Source organism: Streptomyces sp. GQFP, from assembly GCF_021545335.1.
Lineage (GTDB): Bacteria > Actinomycetota > Actinomycetes > Streptomycetales > Streptomycetaceae > Streptomyces.
Map to the genome: position 1 here is coordinate 5,927,461 of NZ_CP089312.1, position 23,584 is coordinate 5,951,044.

Genomic DNA, 23,584 nt, shown 5'->3' on the forward strand with positions numbered 1-23,584 from the left:
TGCTGCTCCCAGAGTGTCGGGGTATGACGTGGGCGATGTGACGTGGGTGACGCAGTGGTGGCGTGTAGCACCTTCATAGCCACTCTCGTGGCCCGGGGTGAACGCCCGTACAAGACAGGGGTATCGCTCGGATATCGCCGTCTTTCGAGCGCGCGGCGCACAGCCGTCCCGAACCCCCGTCGCCGGGCAATGCCGACTGGTCGGTATGGACAGACGGCGTGCCGCCCGGTACAGATATGGATATGCGCCTAGCCGTCACGATCTTCCTCACCGACGAGACGATCACCCCGACCCGCCTCGCCCGTGAGCTGGAACAGCGCGGGTTCGCCGGGCTGTACCTGCCCGAGCACACGCACATCCCGGTCGAGCGGACCACCCCGTACCCGGCGGGCGGCGACCTGCCGCCCGAGTACGGCCGTACGCTCGACCCCTTCGTCGCGCTCGGCCAGGCCGCCGCCGTCACCGAGCGGCTCGCCCTCGGCACGGGCATCACGCTCGTCGCCCAGCACGACCCGATCGACCTCGCCAAGCAGATCGCGACCCTCGACCACCTCTCCGGCGGCCGTTTCACCCTCGGCCTCGGCTACGGCTGGAACGTAGAGGAAGCCGCCGACCATGGTGTCGAGTGGCGTACGCGGCGCGCGCTGATCCGCGACCGGATGGCGCTGATGCGCGCCCTGTGGTCGGACGAACCGACCGCGTACGAGGGCGAGTTCGGGAGTGTGCGGGCGAGTACGGCGTATCCCAAGCCGGTGCAGAAGCCGCGCGGGCCGGTCGTCGGCCCCCGCACCCTGATCGGCGGCACGGCGGGGCCGAAACTGTTCGCGCACATCAGCGAGTACGCCGACGGCTGGCTGCCGATCGGCGGGCGCGGCCTGACCGAGTCGCTGCCCGTGCTGCGGTCGGTGTGGGCGGACGCGGGCCGCGACCCGGCCGCCCTCCAGGTCGTCCCGTACGCCATCCAGCCCACCCCGGGCAAGCTCGCGCACTACGCCGACCTCGGGATCGAGGAGGCCGTGGTGCAGCTGCCGCCGGTCGGTGAGGCGGAGGCGCTGAGCCTGCTGGACGGGTACGCGGACTATCTGTAGGGCTGTAGGGCTATAGGTCTACGTGGTCTCGCCAGTGCCGCCCTGTAACGTTCGGCCGCCCGAACGGACAGGGCGGTCCCTGTAAGACCTGATCACATCGATCGTATGCTCGAAGGATGACGACTCCCGAGACCTCCGGAACCGGCCCCACCGAGCGCCCCGGCGCCACCGGCCCGACCGAGAACTCCATGCGTCGCGCCCTGAAACGCGCCCGTGACGGCGTCGCCCTCGACGTCGGCGAGGCGGCCGTGCTGCTCCAGGCCCGCGGCGAGGCCCTCGACGACCTCACGGCGTCCGCGGCCCGCGTCCGGAACGCCGGCCTGGAGGCGGCGGGCCGCCCCGGCGTCATCACGTACTCGAAGAGCGTCTTCATCCCCCTCACCCGCCTCTGCCGTGACAAGTGCCACTACTGCACCTTCGTGACCGTGCCCGGCAAGCTCCGCCGGGCCGGACACGGCATGTTCATGTCCCCCGACGAGGTCCTGGACGTGGCCCGCCGCGGCGCCGCCCTCGGCTGCAAGGAAGCGCTGATCACCCTCGGCGACAAGCCCGAGGACCGCTGGCCCGAGGCACGCGAGTGGCTCGACGCGCACGGCTACGACGACACGATCGCGTACGTCCGCGCCATCTCGATCCGCATCCTGGAGGAGACGGGCCTGCTGCCCCACCTCAACCCCGGGGTGATGTCCTGGACCGACTTCCAGCGTCTGAAGCCCGTCGCCCCGAGCATGGGCATGATGCTGGAGACGACGGCCACCCGCCTCTGGTCCGAGCCGGGAGGCCCGCACTACGGCTCCCCGGACAAGGAACCCGCCGTACGGCTACGGGTGTTGGAGGACGCGGGCCGGTCCTCCGTCCCCTTCACTTCGGGGATCCTGATCGGCATCGGAGAGACGTACGAGGAGCGAGCGGAGTCGCTCTTCGCCCTGCGCCGCGTGTCCCGCGCATACCACTCCATCCAGGAACTGATCATCCAGAACTTCCGCGCCAAGCCGGACACCGCGATGCGCGGAATGCCGGACGCGGAACTGGACGAGCTGGTCGCGACGGTGGCGGTGGCGAGGCTGTTGCTGGGCCCCAGCGCGTGCTTGCAGGCTCCGCCCAACCTGGTCGACTCCGAGTACGAGCGCCTGATCGCCGCCGGTATCGACGACTGGGGCGGGGTCTCCCCGCTCACCATCGACCACGTCAACCCGGAACGCCCGTGGCCCCAGATCGAGGAACTGGCCGCCAAATCGGCGGCAGTTGGCTTCGAACTGCGCGAACGCCTCTGCGTGTACCCGGAGTTCGTGCAGCGGGGCGAGCCGTGGCTGGACCCGCGCCTCCTCCCGCACGTACGGGCACTGGCCGACCCGGAGTCGGGCCTCGCGTGCGAGGACGCGGTCGTCGAGGGGCACCCGTGGCAGGAGCCGGAGGAGGTGTTCGTGGCGTCGGGCCGTACGGATCTGCACTCCACGATCGACACCGACGGCCGTACGTCCGACCGGCGCGACGACTTCGACGAGGTGTACGGCGACTGGGGCGCCCTGCGGGAGGCGGCGGCGCCCGGGATGGTCCCGGAGCGCATCGACACGGACGTACGGTCGGCGCTGGCGACGGCGGCCGACGACCCCACGCGCCTGACGGACGACGAGGCGCTGGCGCTCTTCCACGCGGACGGCCCTGCGCTGGACGCTCTGTGCCAAGTCGCCGACGACGTACGGAAGTCGGCGGTCGGGGACGACGTCACCTACATCGTCACGCGGAACATCAACTTCACCAACGTCTGTTACACCGGCTGCCGTTTCTGCGCCTTCGCCCAGCGCCGCACGGACGCCGACGCGTACACGCTGTCGCTGGACCAGGTGGCGGACCGCGCCCAACAGGCCTGGGATGTCGGGGCAGTTGAGGTCTGTATGCAGGGCGGCATCCACCCCGACCTGCCGGGTACGGCGTACTTCGACATCGCGCGCGCGGTGAAGGAGAAGGTGCCCGGGATGCACGTACACGCCTTCTCGCCGATGGAGGTGGTGAACGGCGCGACCCGCACCGGGATGTCGATCCGCGAGTGGCTGACGGCCGCGAAGGAAGCGGGCCTCGACACGATCCCCGGCACGGCGGCGGAGATCCTCGACGACGAGGTCCGCTGGGTCCTGACGAAGGGCAAGCTGCCGACGGCGACGTGGATCGAGGTCGTCACGACGGCTCACGAGCTGGGCATCCGCTCGTCCTCGACGATGATGTACGGCCACGTGGACCAGCCCCGCCACTGGCTCGGCCACTTCCGCACGCTGGCCCGTATCCAGCAACAGACGGGCGGCTTCACGGAGTTCGTGACGCTCCCCTTCATCCACACCAACGCGCCGGTGTACCTGGCCGGCATCGCCCGCCCCGGCCCGACGATGCGCGACAACCGGGCGGTCATCGCCATGGCCCGCCTCCTCCTGCACACGCACATCCCCAACATCCAGACCAGCTGGGTGAAGTTGGGTACCGAGGGCGCGGCGGAGATGCTCCGCTCGGGCGCGAACGACCTGGGCGGCACGCTGATGGAGGAGACGATTTCGCGGATGGCGGGGTCGTCGTACGGCTCGTACAAGTCGGTCAAGGATCTGATCGCGGTGGCCGAGGCGGCGGGACGCCCGGCCCGGCCCCGGACCACCCTCTACGGGGAGGTCTCGGAGGAACGGCAGCAGGCGGCGGCTGTTTCGGACGGGCATCTGCCGGAGCTGTTGCCTGTGTTGGAGTGAGGGGGCGTGTGAATCCGGGCGCGACGGGGGACCGTCTGGGATGACTGTGATGACTCGGCTGCCGTGCGACGCGGTCGACATCATCGGCATCATCGGCATCAGGCGAGGAGAAGCGTGTGGACTCGAGCAGGCGTCGGTTCCTGGGTCGGTGGGGGAGTGCGGCGGCGGGGGCGGCCGCGGTGCCGTTCGCGCTTCCGCGCCCCGAGGTTCCGCGCTCTGAGGTTCCGCGCTCCGAGGTTCCGGAGAGCCAGGTCCGCACGGATGAGCGGTTCACGCATGAGCGGTACATGCGGCTGGCCATCGAGCAGGCCCGGAAGAACGCCTATTGGCCGTTCGGCGCGGTGATCGTCGGCACGCGCAGCGGCGAGGTGCTGGGGAGCGGGGTCAACACCGGGGCGGACAACCCGATGTTCCACGGCGAGGTGGTCGCCATGAACGACTACGTACGCCGGAACGGCAACCAGGGCTGGGCCGACACCACCCTCTACACCACTGGCGAACCCTGCTCGATGTGCATGAGCGCGATGGCGTGGGCGGATCTACGGCGCGTCGTCTGGGCCAGCTCGATCGACGAGATCCGCCGCACCGACATCAGCCAGATCGCCCTGACCGCAAGGGAGGTGGCCGCCGCCGCGCGGTCCCTCTACACCCCGGAACTGCTGCTGGGCGGAGTGCTGGCCAACCGCACGAACGCCCTGTTCGAGGAGGCGCAGCGCCTGCGCGAGCAACTTCTGGCCGCGCCCTCGGCGAACGTGTCCTGATGACCATGGTCCGGCCGAGGGCGGGAACCGTTCCTCCTACCGTTTCTCGGTGAGGTCTACCGTTCTGTAGGTTCCGCGAGTTCGTTGGCACTGGCTCCTGCAGAAACGCCAGAATCCGGGCTTTGTGCGCAGCGCTGGGGTCGGGCGACGATGCGCAATCTTGGTCTTGTGGGTGAGGTCGCAGGTTACCCAGGGTGATGACGCTTGCCCATCGAATAGGCCGTGCAGTGGTTCGCGCCGGAGGCGGGGCGGCAGCGACCGGAGAGCCGGAATGCAGAACCTGGCACTTCGGTCACCCCTCCGAGCCCTCGGCCCCACGTGACGAACCCGGGCAGGTCTCGATCACGTCACTTCATGGTCATGACATCCGCCTGTCTGTGAAGATCCCCCCACTACCGGTGATCGATGGATGGAGATGTCATGAGGGGTATCCGCTTCAAGAAGAAGATGGCCGCCTGACGCGTCAACGCGATCTCGTCCAGCGGGACCCGCCCCACGTCGCCGTCGACGGGGTGTATCTGCCCAGGCGGTCGATCACCGTCGCCGTGTCTGCGGGGCTTGCGCCGGCCAGTGCCGTCAGGCGGCCCGGCAGCACTCGTACCCCCGACTCGGGGTCGTGGAGTACCGACGGTTCGGCGGGGGCGTCCCGGGTGCCGGTGTCTTCCAGTGGTGCCAGGCGCAGGAAGCGTACGACCCTCCGCGCCGCCACCACGCCCCGGCTGAGCTGGTAGCCGCACTCGACCCAGAAGGCCACCGGGCCCACCAGGACCGCGACATAGCCGTAGACCGACACCAACTCGCCTATGGTGATGTCCCCTTGGGCGGTCAGCCGGGCCGCGAGCCAGGTCACCACGGCGAGGAACAGTGTGGGTAGGCCGACGCCGAGGGCCTGGACCCATTTGGTCACCGCGCCCACGCGGTAGCCCTGCGCCCGCAGGCGCTGCGAGTCCCGGTGGAAGGCGTTGGCGAACAGGCCTTTGCCGCCGAGGCCGTTGAGGACGCGCAGCCCGCCCGCGAGGTCGGCGATGCGGGCGGTGAGCGCGCCCTGGCGTTCCCGCTACTCCGTCTCGGTGCCCTGGAGCCGGGTGAGGAGCGGGCCGACGAGCATGACGATCGTCGGGATCCCGAGCAGCACCACGGCGGCGATGAGCGGCGAGACCGACACCAGCAGGGCCGCGACCGCCAGATAGGCGATGACCGCGCCCACCCCGGGCCCGACCACGGTCAGGGCCTGGCTGATCGTCTGCACGTCGCCCACCCCGATCGTGACGACCTCCCCGGCCCCGCGCGCCGCGACAGCGCGGCACCCAGCCGCACCGCGTGCCCGACGACCACCGTGACCGTGCGGAAGTTGGCGTCCATCCGCCCCCGGGTCATCGTGCGGTGCCGCATGATGCTCAGCCACGCGTTGAACGCCCCCACCGCGAAGAGCGTGGCCGACCATCCCGCGAGGACCGGGAAGTCTCCCGGCTCCAGGCCCTCGTCGATCGCCTTCGCCATCAGGCACGGCGTCGCGGCCAGCAGTACCATCCACACGCTGGCCAGCACCGCCTCGGCGGCGGACCGGCCCAGCTGACATCGCACCAGCCACCACAGATACCGCCGGCCGCCACGGCTGTCGGGCGTGCCGGGATCCTCGTACGCGTCGATCACCTGTTGTCCCCCTGCGTAGACGACTTGGTGAACTCGCCACCAGTTTGTGCGTTCCTGCGGGAACTTGATGGGTGGCTCATGAACGGCGCAATCGAATTTGCCATGTATTGATATGTCATGTATCGGACAACACGGAGGTGATGTGTGTGCACGGCATACGCAGATGGGGGCCGGCAGCGGTCGCACTGACGCTGCTGGCCGGAGCGTTCCAAGGAATTCAGGCATCCCCGGCAGCCGCGGTCGGCTGCTTCCGAGCCACCTGTTCGGGCAAGGACCCCATCGAAATGGGGTGTGACGACGACGCCGAGCTTCTTCAGCAGGTCACCGAGCCGGACGGGTCGGTCGTGATACGGCTGATGTGGTCGTACATGTGCCAGGGGGTGTGGGCGAAGATCTCACGCGATCTCGACACGTCGCCCGACTATGTGTACGGGACGCTGTGGACGACACGTGATCCCGAAGGCGGCGTCCAGCAAGCCGACACGACGGGCCTTCTCGCCGACGGCGTGGCAGGCGCCTACACCAAGATGCAGAACTGGAAGAAGACGTCGGCGAAGGCGTGTTGGAACGACGTCGACGCGCAGTACGACCCCATGCCGCTGAGGTACATCGTCAACAACAACGACGCGAGCCTCCCGACCGTGCACGGCTCGTGCACCGACTGGCTGTAGGGGGAGAAGATGCGCAGAAGACGTCTCCGGAGATTCTTCTCCACGAATCCGCTGATAGCCCTGAGCGTGCTGGCGGCCTCCGCCGCGCTACTCCCGCTGGCTTCCCCGGACACCCCGGTGCAGACGGCCGCCGCTGACGGCACGGCACCCCGCATGTTCTCCGCACCCGGCAAGGAGCTCGGATCGGGCTACGCCTCGTCATCGGACGCGATCGTCCAGGCCACCGGCGACGCCGAGGGACTGCACATCCTCGCGGCGAAGGAGAGCGACGGGTTCTCCTTCTACGAGATCGCCCGCCTCAACCGTACGGACCTGTCCGAGGTCGGCCCCTGGACGGGCTACGTCTGCACCACCGGATCAGGGAACTACGCGGCGGCCGTCTACGCCCCGTCGGTCTGGTCCAACCAGCCCGGAGCGTATGACAACGGTGCCTTCGCCGCGGTGATCCGGCTCTCCGACGGCAAGGTCACCGAGGTTCCCGACCGGGTCCAACTGGCCTACTTCACACCGGGTTGCGGAACGGGCGACGAGGTGGCGTTCGCCTCCAGCTCGGCCACCGACACCTCCGTCGGCGACACGACCGTGATCTCGGTCGACGCGCCCACCGGAACGGTGACCTCCCGCCGTACCGTCGACGGCTACCTGACCCACGTCACGCCCACCCAGAAGGGCACCGTCGGCGTCCTCGGCGGCAACCTCGTCGACCTGAAGACCAACGGCAAGAAGCTCTCCGCCCGCAAGCTCGCCGCGGTACCGGGCCCGATGTTCGCGCTGACCGCCTCCAAGAACGGCACCGTCGACATCGGCACCGTCGACGGCGACAGCAGCGTCATCTCCCGTTACGACGGCGGGGACTTCACCGAACTCGGCCGCGCCCCGAAGGGGGACGTCAAACTCCTCCCGCTGGCCGACGGCGACGCGGTCGTCGGCGACGTGGCGGACATCGACACCAGCAAGGCGCCGGGGCTCGCCAAGCACCCGGTGGACGGCCGTGTCGTCGGCATCTCCCGCCAGGGCCACCTGGTGACCAACTCGGTGTTCTCCGAGCAGATGAAGGGCGTCACCAGCACCCTCGGCTCGCCGTCGAACGAGGGCGTCGGATCCCTGACCGTCAAGGCTACGGCGGTCAAGACCGGGGCGAAGGCCAGCACCCTCGTGGACGCCGACCGCGAGCGGCCGCAGGCGGACTCCTCGCTGTCGCTGGACCCGGCCGCGTTCGCCGCGGCCACAGGCGATGACGACGACCCGCTCACCTGCGGTGAGGGCGGCCCGGAATCACAGTGCCTGTCCGGAGACGGTGCGCAGGTCGTCGGCAAGCTCGCGGACATGGAAACCCCCTGCATCGTCAAGCGCAATGACCCCAAGCGCCAGGCCCTCCAGGCCAGTGCGAACCAGGTGGAGTGGGCGGTCGACCAGGCCGTGCACGGAGAGCTGACGGTGTCCCGCCCGGCGGACTGGCACGACACGGGCCTGGGCGCCTACACCCCGCAGGGCCTGTTCCCCAAGCCGGGTCTGACCGGCGGAGGTGAGATTCCCGCCCAGGTCATGCTCGGTATCCTCGCCCAGGAGTCCAACTTCAAGCAGGCGTCCTGGCACTCCGTGAACGGCGACTCGGGCAACGTCACCAAGTCCGACTGGTACGGCAACCTCAACGGCATCCACGACTACCCCAGGCGGGGCAGCGCCGACTGCGGTTACGGCATCGCCCAGGTGACGACCGGCATGTCCGAACTCCACGGCGAGCAGCTCGACACCCTGCACGCCGGCGCCGTCACCACCGACTACGCGGCGAACATCGCAGCCGGGCTGAGCATCCTGGCCGAGAAGTGGAACCAGCTCAAGGCCCTGGGCATGAATGCGAACAACGGCAGCCCGGACTACATCGAGAACTGGTACATGGCGCTGTGGGGCTACAACTCCGGCGTCTACACCTCCGGTTCGGTGGGCCTGGGCTACTTCAACAACCCGATCAAGCCCAACTACCCGGCCGACCGGCAGCCGTTCCTGCGCGACAGCTACGACGACGCCTCCCACCCCGGCGACTGGACCTACCAGGAGAAGATCCTGGGCTGGGCGGAAGTCCCGCAGATGACCTGGGACGGCGTGGCCTCGTACGTCAAGCCGACCATGCCGTTCAACGTCGTCACGGCCGCCCCGCTCGACGCGTTCTGCGACTCGTCCAACGCGTGCGACCCGGACGCGGCCGACCCGTGCCCGAGCTGGGACTCGGCGTGCTACTGGAGCGGCAGCGTGAGCTGGATCGGCTCGCAGAGCAGCGCCAACTCCAGTACGGAGGCGCTGAGATACACGCTCGGCTCGTCGGAGCCCGCCCTTGAGAGCAAGTACGGCCACGGCCCGTGCATCGACCACCCGAGCGTCTACACCAACGCGATCATCGTCGACGACCTCGGCGAGCACGAAGACACCTATGGATGCGGGGACTTCGAGGGCGCCGACGACGGCAAGTTCACCCTCCAGACCGGTGACAACATCACCATGGAGAGGGACGACTACACCTACCGCGCCACCCCCTACATCGCCCCCATCGACCTGCACCAGCTCGGCGCCGGGTACGACCACCACGTCTACTTCACGCACAACTACCCCGACACCGACTACTTCCACAAGATCACCGGCCGCTGGCAGGTCAACCAGTCCGACCTCCCCTCCGGGGACACGTTCGGCGGTCAGCGCTACAAGGTCTACCTCCACCTGCCCAGCCACGGCGCGGAGGCGACCGTCCGGTACCGCTTCATCCCGGGCGACAACGCGTTCGGCGCGGAGGCCGACTACTGCCGGGTCAATCAGGCGACCCGCAGCAACGGCCAGGAGACCTGGTTCGAGATGGGCACGTTCTCCTTCTGGAAGGGCGGCTATATCGAGGCGGACAACCTCCACGACGCCGGCACCGGAGACGACAACGTGGTGTTCGACGCGATCGCCTTCGTTCCGTACAGCACCGCCGAACCCGGCCCGTGCGCCCTGGTCGACGGTGGAGCGTGATGCGCCCAGCCCTCCGCGTTCCCGCCGTCCTGATGACTCTCGTCATCGGCACGGCGGGAGCCGTCTCCTGCACCCGCAACGACTCCGATACGGCGGCGCCCGACCTGACGAAGTCAGCGGCGCCGAGCCCGGTGCCGTCGAAGACACGGATCGTGCCGCGCGCCGCCGATCTGCCGAAACACGCGGTGACCAGCGACAAGCGGCCCACCTTCGGGGCGGCGGACACCATGGCCGCCGGATACACCGGCGAGGAATTCCTCGCCGGCCTCTCGAAAGACTGGAAGCTCAAGCTGGACAAGCCCGTCGAGCAGGAGATGCCCGACGGAAAGAACAGAACCTATGTCAACGGGCGCGGCGAGAACGGGATGACGATCTCCGCCGGATATGTCGATGGCGAGAACCTGTCGTCGCTGCTGTGCAGAACCGGCACGGATGAATCGGATCAATCCGATGGCTTCCTCGCTGCCTGCACCGCACTCGATGCGACGGGAGTCGACCACGAAAAGGCCTCTTCGTGGCTGAAACAGGCGAAAAGGGAGACCGATTCCCTGTATGAGAAGAGAGTCGCCGCGACGGGAAACAAGAAGGAGTACGTGGTGAGCGGGGTGCTCGTCTCGGGACCGGTGGTGATGGTTCTGCACCGGGCCTACGACAAGTACTCGCTGCGGATCCTTGGAGGTGCGGTGGCCTAGGGCGAGCAGAGGAGGTCGTCGACCTTCTCCTTGTAGTCCTGGGCTTCGCCCGCTTCATAGCCGGCTTCCTTGAGGCTCTTCATGAGTGAGGCAGTGTCCCCGCACAGAGTGGGGAGCTGCCGCTCAAGGTAGGACTTGACGCCTTCGGCGGACAGTTCTTCCCATGCCCGTTTCGTCTCGTCGTTCTTCTCGTGGGCGTAGGAATACTCGACCCATTCCTTCTCCTGGTCTGACAGTTGAGACGTGTCGACGGCCGTGCCACTTCCCCCACATGCGGCGGCCAGGAGAATGCACGTGAATACGAGACATATGCGCGCCTTCTTCACGGTTCCTCTTCTGCGTAGATTGCCGGAGGCGCATTCTATTGTAGGTTCCGCGAGTTCGTTGGCACTGGCTCCTGCAGAAACGTCAGAATCCGGGCTTTGTGCGCAGCGCTGGGGTCGGGCGACGATGCGCAGTCTTGGTCTTGTGGGTGAGGTCGCAGGTTACCCATGGCTGACCGAACCACTCTGGGGCCAATTCGCCGCCCTGCTGCCTGCGCGATCGGCCTACGTGCCGACCCATCCGCTGGGCTGCCGCCGCCCACGCATCAGCGACCGGATCGTCGGGGCGGGTATACGCCCGCCGAGCAGGAGAAGCGGGAACAGCTGAGGCTGGAGGCGGCTCAGCGGTTCGAGCGTGGTGATGAGGCCATGCTGATCGCGGCGGATCTGCGGGTCACGGAGCGGACGGTGCGGCGGTGGCGCAAGGTGTGGCGCGAGGGCGGGATCGCCGCGCTGAAGTCGAAGGGGCCAGTGTCGCGCGAGCGGCTGTCGGTGCGGGAGTGGGACCGGCTGGAGGCGGAGCTGAAGCGGGGGCCGCTGGCCCACGGCTTCAGTGACGACCAGCGGTGGACGCTGGGCCGGATCAAGACGCTGATCGGCAGGTTGTTCCACAAGGGCTACACGATCCAGGGGGTGGCCAAACTGCTGAAACGGCACGGCTGGTCCTGCCAGGTCTCGGTGCGCCACGCGATCGAGCGCGACGAGGCGGCCATCGAGATGTGGAAGGACGAGGTGTGGCCGCGGTTAAAAGGACAGCGGCCAACCTGGGCGCCTATATCTGCTTCGAGGACGAGGCAGGCCAGGGGCTGAGGCCTCCGAAAGGCCGTACCTGGGCACTGCGCGGAGCACGCCCGGTGGTGCGGGTGCGAGGTCGGGGAAACGGCCGGGTCAACATCGCCGGTGCCGTCTGCTACCGGCCCGGCAGCCGCCCGCACTTCTTCTACCGGCTGCACGTCCACCACGGCCGCAAGGGCGAGCCGAAGACGTTCGCCTGGCACGAGTACCGCGACCTGATCATCACCGCCCACCAGCAGCTCCACGCCCCACTGGTGTGGTGCTGGGACAACCTCAACGTCCACCTCGCCAAGGAACTCGTCGCCTTCGCCGAGGAACACGCGGACTGGTTACGGATCTTCCAGATGCCGTCCTACGCACCGGAGTTGAACCCCGCCGAAGGCGTGTGGTCGCTCCTCAAACGCGCCATCGCCAACTTCGTCGCCCCCGACCTCAGCGGCCTCGTCCGCATCGTCAAACGCAAGCTGAAGAAGATCCAGTTCAGACCCCACCTGATCGACGGCTGCCTCTCCGGGACCGGCCTGATCATCGAACCCTGGTGATCGCTCGGGCAGACACTACCCTCGGGCTTTCACGAACTGGGCGGTCCGCGACTTGATCACAGCTGGGAGAAGTACTCCTGACCAGCGGCATCGGCACTTGTCGAGCGTCCGGTTGGGTGCGAGGAGAGAAGCACCCCTCAGGTGAAGCGGGCGTACGATCTTGCCCTGAGCACTCCCCGATCGCCGTCGCGTGTCCGTCTATGCTCGCAGTGATGAGGTCGCCCGCACGGTAAAGAACGGGACCCGGGGTGCGGTCAGGGTCGTTTGCCTCATCACCATCGCGTGATGGAATCCGCGTAGCCAACCTCGCGGAGTCACCTGAGCACGTTGTCCGACGGCTGGTCAGAAGAGCGGAAAATGCCCCTGACCTGCGAGAATGAGGATTGTCTAGGCCCTCGTTCCCGCGCCCGTCGGAGGCACTTTCCAGGTGAGTAAGCGTATCGGGTTGTACCCGTGTGTCCGCGTCGAGGGCGGTGGCCGCGGGACGGTCTCTCAGGCCGGGGCGGTGCTGCTGGTCGAGACGGTCCGCACGTCCGGTCTGGCCACCGCGGTATCGGCGGCAATGGCGCCGTGGCGCAAGCCGCGAACGGTGCATGATCCGGGCAAGATCCTGCTGGATGTGGCCCTGGCCGTCGCGCTCGGCGGCGACTGCCTGGCCGACATCGGCATGATGCGGGCCGAGCCTGACGTGTTCGGCCCGGTGGCCTCCGATCCGACGGTCTCCCGTCTCGTCGACGCTCTCGCCGCAGCCGGGCCGAAGACACTCACCGCGATCCGGTCGGCGCGGGCAGAAGTACGGTCGCGGGTCTGGGAGTTGGCCGGTGCGGACAGTCCGGCCGCCGACGGCCAGGTGACCGTGGACATCGACGGCGTACTGGTCCTGGCGCACTCTGAGAAGCAGGATGCCACCCCGACCTGGAAGAAGACCTTCGGCCATCACCCGCTGGTGGCGTTCGTCGACCACGGCCCAGCCGGGTCCGGAGAGCCAGTGGCTGCCCTGCTGCGGCCCGGCAACGCAGGCTCCAACACCGCCACCGATCACATCGAAACCACCCGGCTCGCCCTGGCTCAACTGCCCCGACACCTACGGCGGGGCCGGCAGACGTTGATCCGCACCGACTCCGCCGGCGGCACCCACGCCTTCCTCGACTGGCTCTCCAGGCCCGGCCGGTGGCTGTCGTATTCCGTCGGAATGACCATCACCGACGCCCTCCACCAGTCTGTCCTGAAGATTCCGAAGAAGGCGTGGACACCGGCCTATGACGCGGGCGGCACCGAGCGGCCCGGCACCTGGGTCGCGGAGATCACCGACATGCCCGACCTGAACACGTGGCCGAAGGGGATGCGGCTGGTCGTCCGCAAGGAACGGCCGCACCCCGGCGCCCAGTTGCGCTTCACCGACCTTGACGGGCTGCGGCTGACCTGCTTCGCGACCAACACAAGAGACGGCCAGCTCGCCGACCTCGAACTGCGTCACCGCCGCCGGGCCCGCTGTGAGGACCGCATCCGAGGCGCCCGCGCCACCGGCCTGCGCAACCTGCCCCTGCACGACACCGCACAGAACCGGATCTGGCTGGAGATCGTCTCCCTCGCACTCGACCTCCTCGCCTGGATGCCGATGCTCGCGCTGACCGGCGAGGCCCGCCGCTGGGAACCCAAGAAGCTCCGTCTGAGGCTGTTCTGCGCCGCCGCCCAGCTCGTGAGCACCGGCCGCCGCCGCTGGCTCCGCTTCACTGCGCGATGGCCCTGGACCGACGAGATCACCCGGGCAATCGACCGGCTCAATGCCTTGCCGAGCCCCGGCTGACCAGCCACACCGACCACCCCAACGATCCGCACCACCACACCGGGAAAGTGGAACCCGGCGCCCACCCGACACGACACTCGGGCTGTCGGCCTGCCCATCCTCAGCCACCGAAAGCGAAACGGTCCGCCGACTCCGTCGGCGGACCGTCACGAAAGATCGAGGCTACGAGTTCAACCTGAGTACTGACCGCAGTCAGTGCCCACCGAATGGCGAAAGTGCCCAATCGCTGTCCACTTCACATGGGCAGTGTCCATCGGAATGCGGAACCTACACGTTTCTCGGTGAGGCCTACCGGTCCTTGGCGAGGCGCAGGAGTTCCGCGAAGAGACCGTCGGCGTGGACGAGATCCTCGTACTCGCCCTGTTCGGTCACTCGTCCGTGTTCCATCACGACCACGCGGTCGGCGATCTTCGTGTTCTCCAGCTGGTGGGTCACGACGATTGTGATGCGGTCGGCGGCGACACGTTTGATCTCCTCGAAGATCTTGTGCTCACCGCGCGGGTCCATCTGCGAGGTCGGTTCGTCCAGGATCAGGAGTTGCGGCAGGCGGTACAGGGCCCGTGAGCAGGCCAGCCGCTGCCACTGACCGCCGGACAGCTCGGCGCCGCCGAACACCTCGCGGGCGAGCAGGGTCTCCATCCCGTTCGGGAGATCCTCGACGGCTTCGCGCATGCCCACGGCGTCGACGGCCTCCCACACGGGAGCGTCGTCCTCGGAGCGGGGCTGGCCGAGGGTCACGTTCTCCCGTACGCGCAACGGCCACTGCGCGAAGAGCTGCGGGACGAGTCCGGTGCACGCCCACACCGCATCCTGGTCCACCCCTGCCAGATCCGCCCCGTTCCAGGTCACCTTCCCCTTGTCGGCCAGGTAGATCCCGGTGATCAGGCGGAGCAGGGTCGACTTGCCCGAGCCGTTCTCGCCGACGATCTCGCCCCGGCGGAAGGTGAGCGACACCCCGTCGACGGCGGGGCGCTCCTTGCCCGGGTACTGGTACACCGCCTCGTCGAGACGGATCTCCTCGACCGGGAGGCTGACGCCCAACTCACCGCGCTGAGGGGCGCGTTGGGCCGCGTCGTCGAGGAAGGCCTGCATGTCGGTCAGGTAGAGGCTGGTGTGGAAGAGGGCGGCGCCGTTGACGACGACCTGGGACAGCGCGGCCAGGGTGGTCTGCACGGCGACGACGGCCAGGGCGGCGACAGCGAGGTCGATCCGCCCCGTCACGGCCAGCCAGGCGAGCGCCGCCCAGGTCAGCACGAGGAAGAGCCCGCCGACCAGGGAGGACACCAGCGCGATGCCCAGGGTGCGCGGGGCGACGGCCCGTAGCCGTCGGTCGATACGTTCGGACAGCGCGCGGTACCAGAACAGCAGGTAGCCGGTCATGCCGTTGGCGCGGACCTCGTCACCGTGCTTGGGTGTCGTGGCCCACCAGCGCATCATGTGACGGACGTTGCGGTCGGCGACGTTCGCGTAGTGCATCTCGTAGTCGACGCGGGCGGAGAGCACGGCGCCGACGCCCGCGGGCAGCACGGCCAGGACGAGCAGCGGCACCAGCAGCGGATGCAGCACCGACAGCACTCCGCTGGCCGCGACCATCCTGATCAGGGCCGACATGAACCGCTGGGCGTCATTGACCATGACGTGCGTACGCACCACCCCCATCTCCGCCGCTTCCTGCCGGTCGGCGAAGCCGTCCTGCGCGTACGCGGCGGCCTCGACCCGGCAGACCGCCTCGACCAGGGCGGTGTCGGCGCGCGTCGTGAGCGGCGGTGTGATCCTCCGGTCGGCGTACGAGGCCACAGCGCCGGCGACCCTTCCGCAGGCGGCGGCACCCGCCACCACGAGCAGGGCGGGCACGGCCTGGTGGAGCCGGTCCGAAACGGAGCCGGCGCCCAGGATCGGCTGCATGGCACGACCGGTGGCGGCCAGCAGGACCGCCGCGGCCACGCCGGTGACCACCTGGCAGGCCAGGAGCAGGACCACGGCGGTCCGGTCGAGCTGCCAGGCCATCCGCGCGATGCCCCGCAGCACGGACGGCAACTTGGCGCACAGCTGTCGGAAGGACACGTTGCCCAGCGGGTTGATCGAGTGCTCGCCGCTGTAGACGATCTCTGCGGGTGGCGGTGGGGGAATCTCGGTTCGGATGTTTTTGGCGTCCTCGTCAACGGATGTCAACTGCACTCCCCTGCACGGTCGTTGTGAACGAGACGAACTGACGACGCACGGGTCAACGAAAGCAGCCGCGATATCGAACACACGTATTTGAGACGGAGCGGATTCCGTACGATCGCGCGACGCACGCCGAGTGGACGATGCATCGACCCTTGGGGGACACGGATCGACCCCGGGTCCGGGGATGGCCGAAACGCCGGGGTCGATGTGTGTGGGGCAGGGGGGCCAGAGGGGCCAGGCGGGCCAGGCGGGCCAGGCGGCCCAGGCGGGTCTCAGTCGAGGCAGAACTCGTTGCCCTCGACGTCGAGCATCACGAGGCACGACTCGTTGTACTCGTCGGCGACCAGCAGCCGCTCACGTGTCGCCCCGAGGGGGATCAGCCGCGCACACTCGGCTTCGAGTGCGGCGAGCCGCTCTGCACCGACGAGCCCGGTGCCGACCCGCACGTCGAGATGCACCCGGTTCTTGACGACCTTGCCCTCGGGGACGCGCTGGAAATACAGTCGCGGGCCGACGCCCGTGGGATCACTGCAGACGTACCCCGCACCCTGCCGCTCGGGAGGCAGGGAGTGCTCGTAATCGGCCCAAGTCGCGAACCCCTCCGGGGCCGGCGGGACGACGTACCCCAGCACCTCGCACCAGAAGCGGGCGACGCGCTCGGGCTCCGCGCAGTCGAAGGTGACTTGGATCTTCCTGATCGATGACATCGGCGCACCTTAACAAGGGGGTTCAGGGGATTCGGTGTAGTGCCTGGCTGTCTCACCCGGCATGCAGGATCCGAAAGCGAGCGGGTTCATCGGGCTTGGCCGGCTCTCGATCGACGACCTGGACGGGCGGCCGGTCCCACTGCCACACGCTGCTGCCCGGCGTACGGGAGAACTGGATCCGCCCACGGGTGCCCTCGACCGCGACGCTCGCCCAGGACGCTACGGCAGGGAGTGCCGGTCGGCCCGTGCCGTGAGAACGGAACAGTTCGGCGAGGACGATGACGGTGTCGTACCCCTCGAAGGCGACGAAGGAGGGAGCGGAGCCCAGCCGTTCGCGCAGGACCTTCTCGACTCGTGCCCCGAGTGGGGTGAGGGTCTCGGGCAGATAGCGCAGGAACGGCACCCCGGCGCCGTCCTCGCCCAGCAGCGCCGCCCATTCGGTGAACTCCGGCTGCCCGGCCGGGGCACCGATCAGGATCCCGGCGAGACGCTGGTCGCGGCGGACGGCCTGGACGATCGGCACGGCGGGCTCCGGGTGCCCGACGAGCAGCAGAAGGGCTGTCGTACGACTGCGGAGCAGTTCGTCGCACATGTCCGCGGGCGTGAGCGCGCTCATGTCGATTTCGACGACGCTGCCGCCGCGTGGAGCGAGGTGGTCCCGCAGGATGCGCGTCCCGGATGCCCAGTACACACTCGGCTGGACCGCCACGGCGATACGGCGATGCCCCGCGCAGAGAAGGAAGTCCGCGTTGACCTGCCAGCCGCGGAACTGCGGCGGGGAGAGCCGCGCGACCCAGTCCGTCGGCTGTTCGGTGAGCGCGTCGAGTACGGCCGAGGAGCAGAGGTACGGCAGGCCGAGGGCGTCGGACCGCTCGGCAGCGGCGCGGGCGACGACGCTGTGGTACTCGCCGGCGAGGGCGGCGACGCCGAGTCGGGTCAGCTCGTCCACGGCAGCGGTGGCCCGCTGCGGATCGGCGGCGGTGTCCCGGACCACCAACTCGAGCGGTCTGCCGCCGACACCGCCGGAGTCGTTGACGTCGCGAACGCCCAACTCCAGCCCGGAGAGCAGGTGTTGACCGGCCTCGACCCAGCCGGGTCGGGTCAGTGGAGCGAGAGCGCCGATACGGACGGGTGATCCGTCGGTCCGCTCTGCGGCGGCTGAGGGCGCGTTCGGACGAGCCGGGGTGACCATGCCGGTCATTGCATCGACCACCATCGCCAACAGGCAACCGGTTATCTGCCGATGGGTGTGGGTCCTGGTGGTTCAGGCGGGCGGCCAGTTCCGCAGGGCCATGTCGGCCACCCGCTGGAGGTCGTCGCGAGTGGCGCCGCCGGCGGCTTGGACGGCGATGCCGTTCGCCACGGTCATGAGGTAACGGGCGAGCAGTCCGGGATCGGTGTCCGGGGGCAGGTCGCCTTCGTCGACGGCTTGTTGGAACCGGTGCCCGAGACAGGAGACGGCCTCGTCGCGCCAGGCGCTGAGGGTGTCGCGGGCGCCGCGTCCCGGTTCGCCGACCGCGAGGGCGCCTTGGACGCCGAGGCACCCGGTGGGGCAGCCGGGGCGGGTGCTGGCCCGGACGGAGCCGTCCAGGAAGGCCGTTGCCACCTGCCGGGCGGTCACCTCCCGCAGGGCTCGGGCCGCGTACGAGGCGGGGCCCTCGGTGTAGCGGTCCAGCGCCTTGCGGAACAGCTCCTCCTTGTTGCCGAAGGCCGCGTACATGCTGGTGCGGGTGATGCCCATGGCGTTGGTGAGGTCGGTGAGGCTGGCGCCTTCGTAGCCCTGTTCCCAGAAGACGTGCACGGCGCGTTCGAGGGCCTCGTCGGCGTCGAAGCCCCTGGGTCGGCCGATCGGCGCCTTCGGCTGGTTCTCCATGCGGTCGATCCTACCTCTTCTGTACTGGTCGGTGCGAAAGTCGGCCCGGAGGTGCTACGGTCTCATTCGTCGGCAATCGGTACCGATCGGTACTGAACTTTGTGGAGGTCATTGGTATGGGCAGCATGGGACAGCTTGAGGGCAAGACCGCCGTAGTCACCGGTGGCGGCACCGGGATCGGCCTGGCCACCGCCTTACGGCTGGCGGCCGAGGGTGCGCACGTGTTCGTCACCGGTCGGCGCAAGACCGAGCTGGACGCGGCCGTCGCGGCCATCGCGGCCATCGGCTCGGGACGGGCCACCGCGGTGGCGGGTGACATCTCGGACCTGGCGGACCTGGATCGGCTGTACGACGCGGTCCGCGCCCGGGGCCGGGGGCTGGACGTGGTCTTCGCGAACGCGGCGAGCTTCTCGTTCGCGAGTCTGGAACAGACCACCGAGGACCACGTCGACCAGATCTTCGGGGTCAACGTGCGGGGCACCCTGTTCACCGTGCAGAAGGCACTGCCACTGCTCAACGACGGCGCCTCGGTGATCCTGAACGCCTCCACCGCCGCCGACAACGGCACGGAGGCGTTCGGTGCGTACGCGGCGTCCAAGGCCGCTGTCCGGTCGTACGCGCGGACCTGGGCCAATGAACTCAAGGGCCGCGGCATCCGGGTCAACGCGGTCTCACCGGGCCCGGTCGACACCCCCGGAATCACGACCGTCTTCGGCGAGGAGAAGGCGGCCGACGCCAAGGTGAGTCTCGCCGCAGGCGTGGCGATGGGCCGGATGGGGCGACCGGAGGAAGTCGCCGCGGTGGTGGCCTTCCTGGCCTCCGAGCAGAGCAGCTACGTCCTCGGGGCCAACCTGTACGTCGACGGCGGCGAGAACCAGATCTGACCTGCGGGCGGCGTCCGCCGATGTCTCAGCCATGGCCCGGGAGCGGAGCCTCCTGCCCCGACACCTACCCCCAGCCGTGCTCGGTAAGGCGGTTGACGCCGTTCAGGTAGCCGAGCAGGCCGGCTTCGGGATACTCGATGATGTCGTCGGGCAGTTCGTGCACGCTGAACCATTCGAGGGCGAGACACTTCTCGGGTTCCCGGTTGCGGGGCGCTCCCTCCCACTCCGTGGCCTCGAAGAAGAAGCCGATCCGCTCGCCCTCCCCGCCCTGATGGTGATGCACGACGTGTACGAGGCGAAGGCGGGCGGGGTCGACGGTCACGCCCGTCTCCTCGAACAACTCCCGGGCAGCTCCCGCACTCAAGGGCTCGCCCTTGTCGAGCTTGCCCGAGGGCATGTGCCATCGGAAGCGGCCGTAGGGGCTGCCGCGCTGCGACATGAGGATCATGTCGCCGTCGCGGAGGATGACGTGGGTGTCGATGGTGGGTTGTGCGGGGTGTTCGCTCATGGCTCCGGGGATTTGTTCCTGTCAGGCGGGGATTCGTTCCTGTCAGGCTGCGGTGGCCTGCTGGGCCAGCAGCAGTGCCAGTGGGCCCCCTTGCAGCAGAAAGCGTCCCTCGGTGGCGGCCCGGATCGCGTCGGGCATCGGCCACCACATGAGCTTGAAGTCCGCTTCGCTGGGCGTGAGTTGCTGCGGGCCGCAGGTGAGACCTCCGGCGAGGAAGAGGTGGATGCGGGCGGCGGAGTTCAGGGTGATGGCGTACGAGCCGAGGGACCGCCAGGTCCGGGCGGTGACGCCGGCCTCCTCGCGCAACTCGCGCCGCGCGCACTCCTCCGGCGTCTCGCCGGGCTCTCTGCGTCCCCCGGGGAGGAACACGTACTCGCCGCCGTGCCGGGGGAACTCGGCGGCGAGGACGGCGACCGTGCCGTCAGCGGCTCGGGCCACGATCACGGAGGCGTCGCGCACAGCCTCCGGCCGGGATGGGGCGGTCATGGCCCGGGAGCGTAGCGGCCCACTCCGACAGAAGGCAGGATCTTGGGTATGAGGGTTCTGGTCTTGGGCGGTACGTGGTTCCTGGGTAAGGGCATCGTCGAGGAGGCGCTGCGGCGCGGCTGGGACGTGACGACGTTCAACCGTGGCCGGTCGGGGCAGGACGTGCCAGGGGCACGGCCGGTTCGTGGGGACCGGACGGTAGGGGCGGACCTCCACCGGCTTGCCGACGAAGGCCCTTGGGACGCCGTGATCGATACGTCGAGTTCCGAACTGCCGCCGCGTGACGTGCGTTTGGCCGCACAGGCTCTGCGTGAAGCGACGTCCAGGTGGGTGCATGTCTCCACCGTGTCGGTGTATGCGGGTTGGCCGCACCGCACGCTGACGGAGGCGTCCGACGTACTGGAGTGCCCGTCGGACGCTGACGCCTCCTTCGGCTACACCGGCGCGGACGGTTCGCCCACCAAGTACGGGTTTCAGAAGGCCGGTGGGGAGCGGGCGGTTGCCGAGGCCTTTGACGGCCGGGCGGTGTTCCTACGGCCAGGAGTCATTCTCGGGCCCGGTGAGTACGTGGGTCGGCTGCCGTGGTGGCTGAACCGTGCCCATCGCGGCGGACCGGTTCTGGTGCCTGCTCCGGGCGACCGGCTCATCCAACCGGTCGACGTACGCGATGTCGCGGCGTTCGCCGTGGACCAGGCAGCCGCAGTTACGAGCGGCGCTTACAACGTGGCCCACCCGGAGGGGATCACCTTCGGTGACTTCTTGCACGCCTGCTTCACCGTCACGGAAGCGGACGCCCACCCGGTGTGGGCGGAGCCGGAAGTACTCGCCGAGCATGAGGTGCGGCAATGGACCGAGCTGCCTCTCTGGCGTACGCACACGGGCGTGTGGTCGGTGAACGCCGGCCGCGCCGTGGCGGCCGGACTGCGGTGCCGCCCGCTCACCGAGACGATTGCGGACACGTGGACATGGCTGCGAGGCGACGGCCGACCGGTGGACCACCCGCGCTGGGCCGAACACGGCCTCGCCCCCGAGAAAGAGGCCAAGATCCTCGCGGCCCTGCCCTCCTCGACCAACTGAGAGGGCTCAGCCCTCCAGAGCCGCTACCGCCCCGGCTGCTGCGCCGAGTTGGTGCTGGGCTGCGCGGGAGGCGGTGCTCGGCGACTGAAGGGTCAGATGCCTCTCGCTCTCCGATTGTGATCGTTGGGGCTTGAACTCCGGTGGGTGGTAGGAGGGTTCGGTGCGGGTGCGGCGACCAGGACCGGGTCGGGCTACGGCTTCGCGACAGCGGGACTATCCCCGCAGGCGCAGGGATGGTCCCGCTGCCTGGCCTGCCCCGGTACCAGCGCATCGCTGCTCCCCGCGTCGGCGGGGATCCCCCCAGCAGTGGCGTGGATACAGGAGTTGCCGGTGCCGGAGAAGCGCTCCGGCACCGGCAACGTAGCTGGTCCCGAGGGGTCGCCCAAGGCGGGTGGGAGACGGCCCCGACCGTCAGTACCCCACCCGAAACGTAGCGTCCTGCCGCTCAGTAGCCGTAGACACCGGATCGATCCGCAGCACGTAATTCGCGTGCCGTATATACCGCGTCGGGTTGTTGTACGACCGGAACGACGCCCACGAGCTGTCCGCCAACCCCGCCGTCCGATAGAACGTCGCGTCCCCCGCGAACGTCGACGTGCCGTCGTTCACGTCGAGTTGGAGGGCGTAGTTGTAGTGCCGGAGATAGCGGGTCGGGTAGTTCACCGACTGGAACGAGATACCAGCGCTGTCGGCCAGACCCGGGACCAGCTTCCACTCCGAGTCGGTGTACAGGTCGAAGGGGTACTCGTCGATGCGGCCGACGAAGCCGGCGTGGCGGACGTAACGCGCCGGGTAGTTGTACGACTTGAGGCGGTTCCAGGCCGGGGCGCCCCACTTCGTCAGCAGGTTGTTGTACTCCGTCGTCGTGATCGTCGCGATGCCGCAGTGCTTGGAGTTGACCGGCTGGGTGTACGTCTTCTGGTCCAGCGCCGTCCAGGTGCCCGACGCCAGGTCGGACGACTGCCACGCGTAGAAGACGCCGTTCGGCGTGTACGTGTCTCCCCAGAGGTACCAGTTCTCAGACGTCAGTGACTTGAAGACTGTTGGGGCCTCCGTGCCGCCGTGCGCCACCCCCGCGCTGTACTCCGTGAAGCTACCCGGGTCGAGGGACGTCGAGCGGGCCGATACCAGCGTCTGGTTCTTCTTGTAGAACAGGTAGTTGTAGCCGTTGACCCCTACCGCCATGTTGCCGTCGATCACGTCGTAGCCCGGGTCGAAGAACACCTGCGGTGCCGACGCCGTCACGAAGTCGCTCGTGTAGTTCACCATGATGACGTTGTGGCCGCTGGAGTTGACCGACGAGTAGATCACCGCGTACTGGCCCCGGCCCGCGTCCCAGAACGCCTCGGGTGCCCAGCTGTGGGTCGTCATGTCGTGGAGTTTCAGGCGGCGGTAGCCGGTGAAGGTGCGCAGGTCGGCCGAGTCCCAGACGTGGATGTACTGGCTGTTGTACGACCAGTCCGTGCCCTTGAGGTCGGTCGCGATGACGACGAACGTGCCGTCCTGCTTCCGCATGAGGAACGGGTCCCGCAGGCCGAGCGCGCCCGCGGTGGGGGTGACCACGGGGTCGTTCTGGTTCAGCGGTGTCCAGTTCAGTGAATCTGTGCTGACGGCCAGGTGGAGGCCGTAGTCCGTGCCCAGGCCGAGGCTCGTCGACTCGGTGAAGTAGCACATCACGTACGCCGAGTCGGCCGCGTGGGCCGTGCCGGCTCCCAGGGTCAGTACGCCGGACATGGCCAGGGGAGTCGTGGCGGCCATGCCGAGGAAGAGGCGGCGGGACGGCTGGGGTCTTGCGCTCATCTTTGTCTCCAAGCGG

General features: G+C 68.6%; 18 protein-coding genes and 1 pseudogene. 10 read left to right on the forward strand and 9 right to left on the reverse strand.

Features of this window, described 5'->3' with window-relative positions:
• The first annotated feature begins 242 nt into the window (after positions 1–242).
• From LUX31_RS26600 to LUX31_RS26610, 3 genes are all read left to right on the forward strand, one after another.
• Positions 243–1,088, forward strand: coding sequence for an LLM class F420-dependent oxidoreductase (locus tag LUX31_RS26600; protein WP_235477741.1), 846 nt, complete (start codon positions 243–245; stop codon positions 1,086–1,088).
• Between the two features lie 116 nt (positions 1,089–1,204).
• Positions 1,205–3,817, forward strand: coding sequence for a bifunctional FO biosynthesis protein CofGH (locus tag LUX31_RS26605; RefSeq protein ID WP_235477744.1), 2,613 nt, complete (start codon positions 1,205–1,207; stop codon positions 3,815–3,817).
• Between the two features lie 116 nt (positions 3,818–3,933).
• Positions 3,934–4,578, forward strand: a complete 645-nt coding sequence (locus LUX31_RS26610) for a nucleoside deaminase (RefSeq protein WP_235477745.1) — start codon at positions 3,934–3,936, stop codon at positions 4,576–4,578.
• Between the two features lie 458 nt (positions 4,579–5,036).
• Here LUX31_RS26610 and LUX31_RS26615 read toward each other — a convergent pair.
• Positions 5,037–6,231 (reverse strand): annotated as a pseudogene (locus LUX31_RS26615) (ABC transporter transmembrane domain-containing protein); the annotation flags it as partial.
• Between the two features lie 140 nt (positions 6,232–6,371).
• Here LUX31_RS26615 and LUX31_RS26620 point away from each other — a divergent pair.
• From LUX31_RS26620 to LUX31_RS26630, 3 genes are read left to right on the forward strand one after another with little or no spacing between them, the layout of a single operon-like run.
• Positions 6,372–6,902 (forward strand): DUF2690 domain-containing protein, encoded by a 531-nt coding sequence (locus LUX31_RS26620; RefSeq protein WP_268828266.1) that lies wholly within the window; start codon positions 6,372–6,374, stop codon positions 6,900–6,902.
• 9 nt (positions 6,903–6,911) lie between these two features.
• On the forward strand, positions 6,912–9,905 hold the full coding sequence (locus LUX31_RS26625; protein WP_235477747.1) for a transglycosylase SLT domain-containing protein: 2,994 nt from the start codon (positions 6,912–6,914) through the stop codon (positions 9,903–9,905).
• 32 nt (positions 9,906–9,937) lie between these two features.
• Positions 9,938–10,597 carry a hypothetical protein gene (locus tag LUX31_RS26630; RefSeq protein ID WP_235477749.1) on the forward strand — a complete coding sequence of 220 codons (660 nt, stop codon included), beginning with the start codon at positions 9,938–9,940 and terminating at the stop codon, positions 10,595–10,597.
• Here the strand turns inward: LUX31_RS26630 and LUX31_RS26635 are convergent.
• Positions 10,594–10,923, reverse strand: a complete 330-nt coding sequence (locus LUX31_RS26635; RefSeq protein WP_235477751.1) for a hypothetical protein — start codon at positions 10,921–10,923, stop codon at positions 10,594–10,596. The two genes, LUX31_RS26630 and LUX31_RS26635, sit on opposite strands and share 4 nt — an antisense overlap.
• A gap of 246 nt (positions 10,924–11,169) precedes the next feature.
• Here LUX31_RS26635 and LUX31_RS37975 point away from each other — a divergent pair.
• Together LUX31_RS37975 and LUX31_RS26650 are read left to right on the forward strand one after the other, a co-directional pair.
• A protein-coding gene (locus LUX31_RS37975) for an IS630 family transposase (protein WP_443046074.1) occupies positions 11,170–12,257 on the forward strand; the annotation gives its coding sequence in 2 pieces (ribosomal slippage) (positions 11,170–11,637 and positions 11,640–12,257; 1,086 coding nt in all).
• Positions 12,258–12,684: 427 nt separating this feature from the next.
• Positions 12,685–14,064 carry an IS1380 family transposase gene (locus LUX31_RS26650; RefSeq protein ID WP_235477757.1) on the forward strand — a complete coding sequence of 460 codons (1,380 nt, stop codon included), beginning with the start codon at positions 12,685–12,687 and terminating at the stop codon, positions 14,062–14,064.
• 288 nt (positions 14,065–14,352) lie between these two features.
• Here LUX31_RS26650 and LUX31_RS26655 read toward each other — a convergent pair whose 3' ends face one another.
• From LUX31_RS26655 to LUX31_RS26670, 4 genes are all read right to left on the reverse strand, one after another.
• Positions 14,353–16,071, reverse strand: a complete 1,719-nt coding sequence (locus tag LUX31_RS26655; protein ID WP_235480062.1) for an ATP-binding cassette domain-containing protein — start codon at positions 16,069–16,071, stop codon at positions 14,353–14,355.
• Between the two features lie 434 nt (positions 16,072–16,505).
• Positions 16,506–16,940: a VOC family protein gene (locus tag LUX31_RS26660; protein ID WP_235477760.1), complete on the reverse strand. Its 435-nt coding sequence runs from the start codon at positions 16,938–16,940 to the stop codon at positions 16,506–16,508.
• A gap of 52 nt (positions 16,941–16,992) precedes the next feature.
• Positions 16,993–18,132 (reverse strand): ABC transporter substrate-binding protein, encoded by a 1,140-nt coding sequence (locus tag LUX31_RS26665; protein ID WP_235480063.1) that lies wholly within the window; start codon positions 18,130–18,132, stop codon positions 16,993–16,995.
• A 72-nt stretch (positions 18,133–18,204) separates the two neighbouring features.
• The gene (locus tag LUX31_RS26670; RefSeq protein ID WP_235477761.1) at positions 18,205–18,813 is read right to left on the reverse strand and encodes a TetR/AcrR family transcriptional regulator; all 609 of its coding nucleotides are present in this window, start codon (positions 18,811–18,813) and stop codon (positions 18,205–18,207) included.
• Positions 18,814–18,938: 125 nt separating this feature from the next.
• On the opposite strand from LUX31_RS26670, the gene LUX31_RS26675 reads away from it, so the two are divergent.
• A complete protein-coding gene (locus LUX31_RS26675) occupies positions 18,939–19,697 on the forward strand; it encodes an SDR family NAD(P)-dependent oxidoreductase (RefSeq protein ID WP_235480064.1) in 759 nt (252 codons plus the stop codon).
• A gap of 64 nt (positions 19,698–19,761) precedes the next feature.
• Here LUX31_RS26675 and LUX31_RS26680 read toward each other — a convergent pair whose 3' ends face one another.
• Both LUX31_RS26680 and LUX31_RS26685 read right to left on the reverse strand, forming a co-directional pair.
• Positions 19,762–20,205, reverse strand: coding sequence for an NUDIX hydrolase (locus LUX31_RS26680; RefSeq protein WP_235477767.1), 444 nt, complete (start codon positions 20,203–20,205; stop codon positions 19,762–19,764).
• A gap of 42 nt (positions 20,206–20,247) precedes the next feature.
• On the reverse strand, positions 20,248–20,691 hold the full coding sequence (locus LUX31_RS26685) for an NUDIX hydrolase (RefSeq protein WP_235477769.1): 444 nt from the start codon (positions 20,689–20,691) through the stop codon (positions 20,248–20,250).
• A gap of 48 nt (positions 20,692–20,739) precedes the next feature.
• On the opposite strand from LUX31_RS26685, the gene LUX31_RS26690 reads away from it, so the two are divergent.
• Positions 20,740–21,768, forward strand: coding sequence for an NAD-dependent epimerase/dehydratase family protein (locus tag LUX31_RS26690; protein WP_235477771.1), 1,029 nt, complete (start codon positions 20,740–20,742; stop codon positions 21,766–21,768).
• A gap of 411 nt (positions 21,769–22,179) precedes the next feature.
• On the opposite strand, the gene LUX31_RS26695 is transcribed toward LUX31_RS26690, so the two are convergent.
• Positions 22,180–23,568, reverse strand: a complete 1,389-nt coding sequence (locus tag LUX31_RS26695; RefSeq protein WP_235477774.1) for a glycoside hydrolase family 43 protein — start codon at positions 23,566–23,568, stop codon at positions 22,180–22,182.
• Between the last annotated feature and the right edge of the window lie 16 nt (positions 23,569–23,584).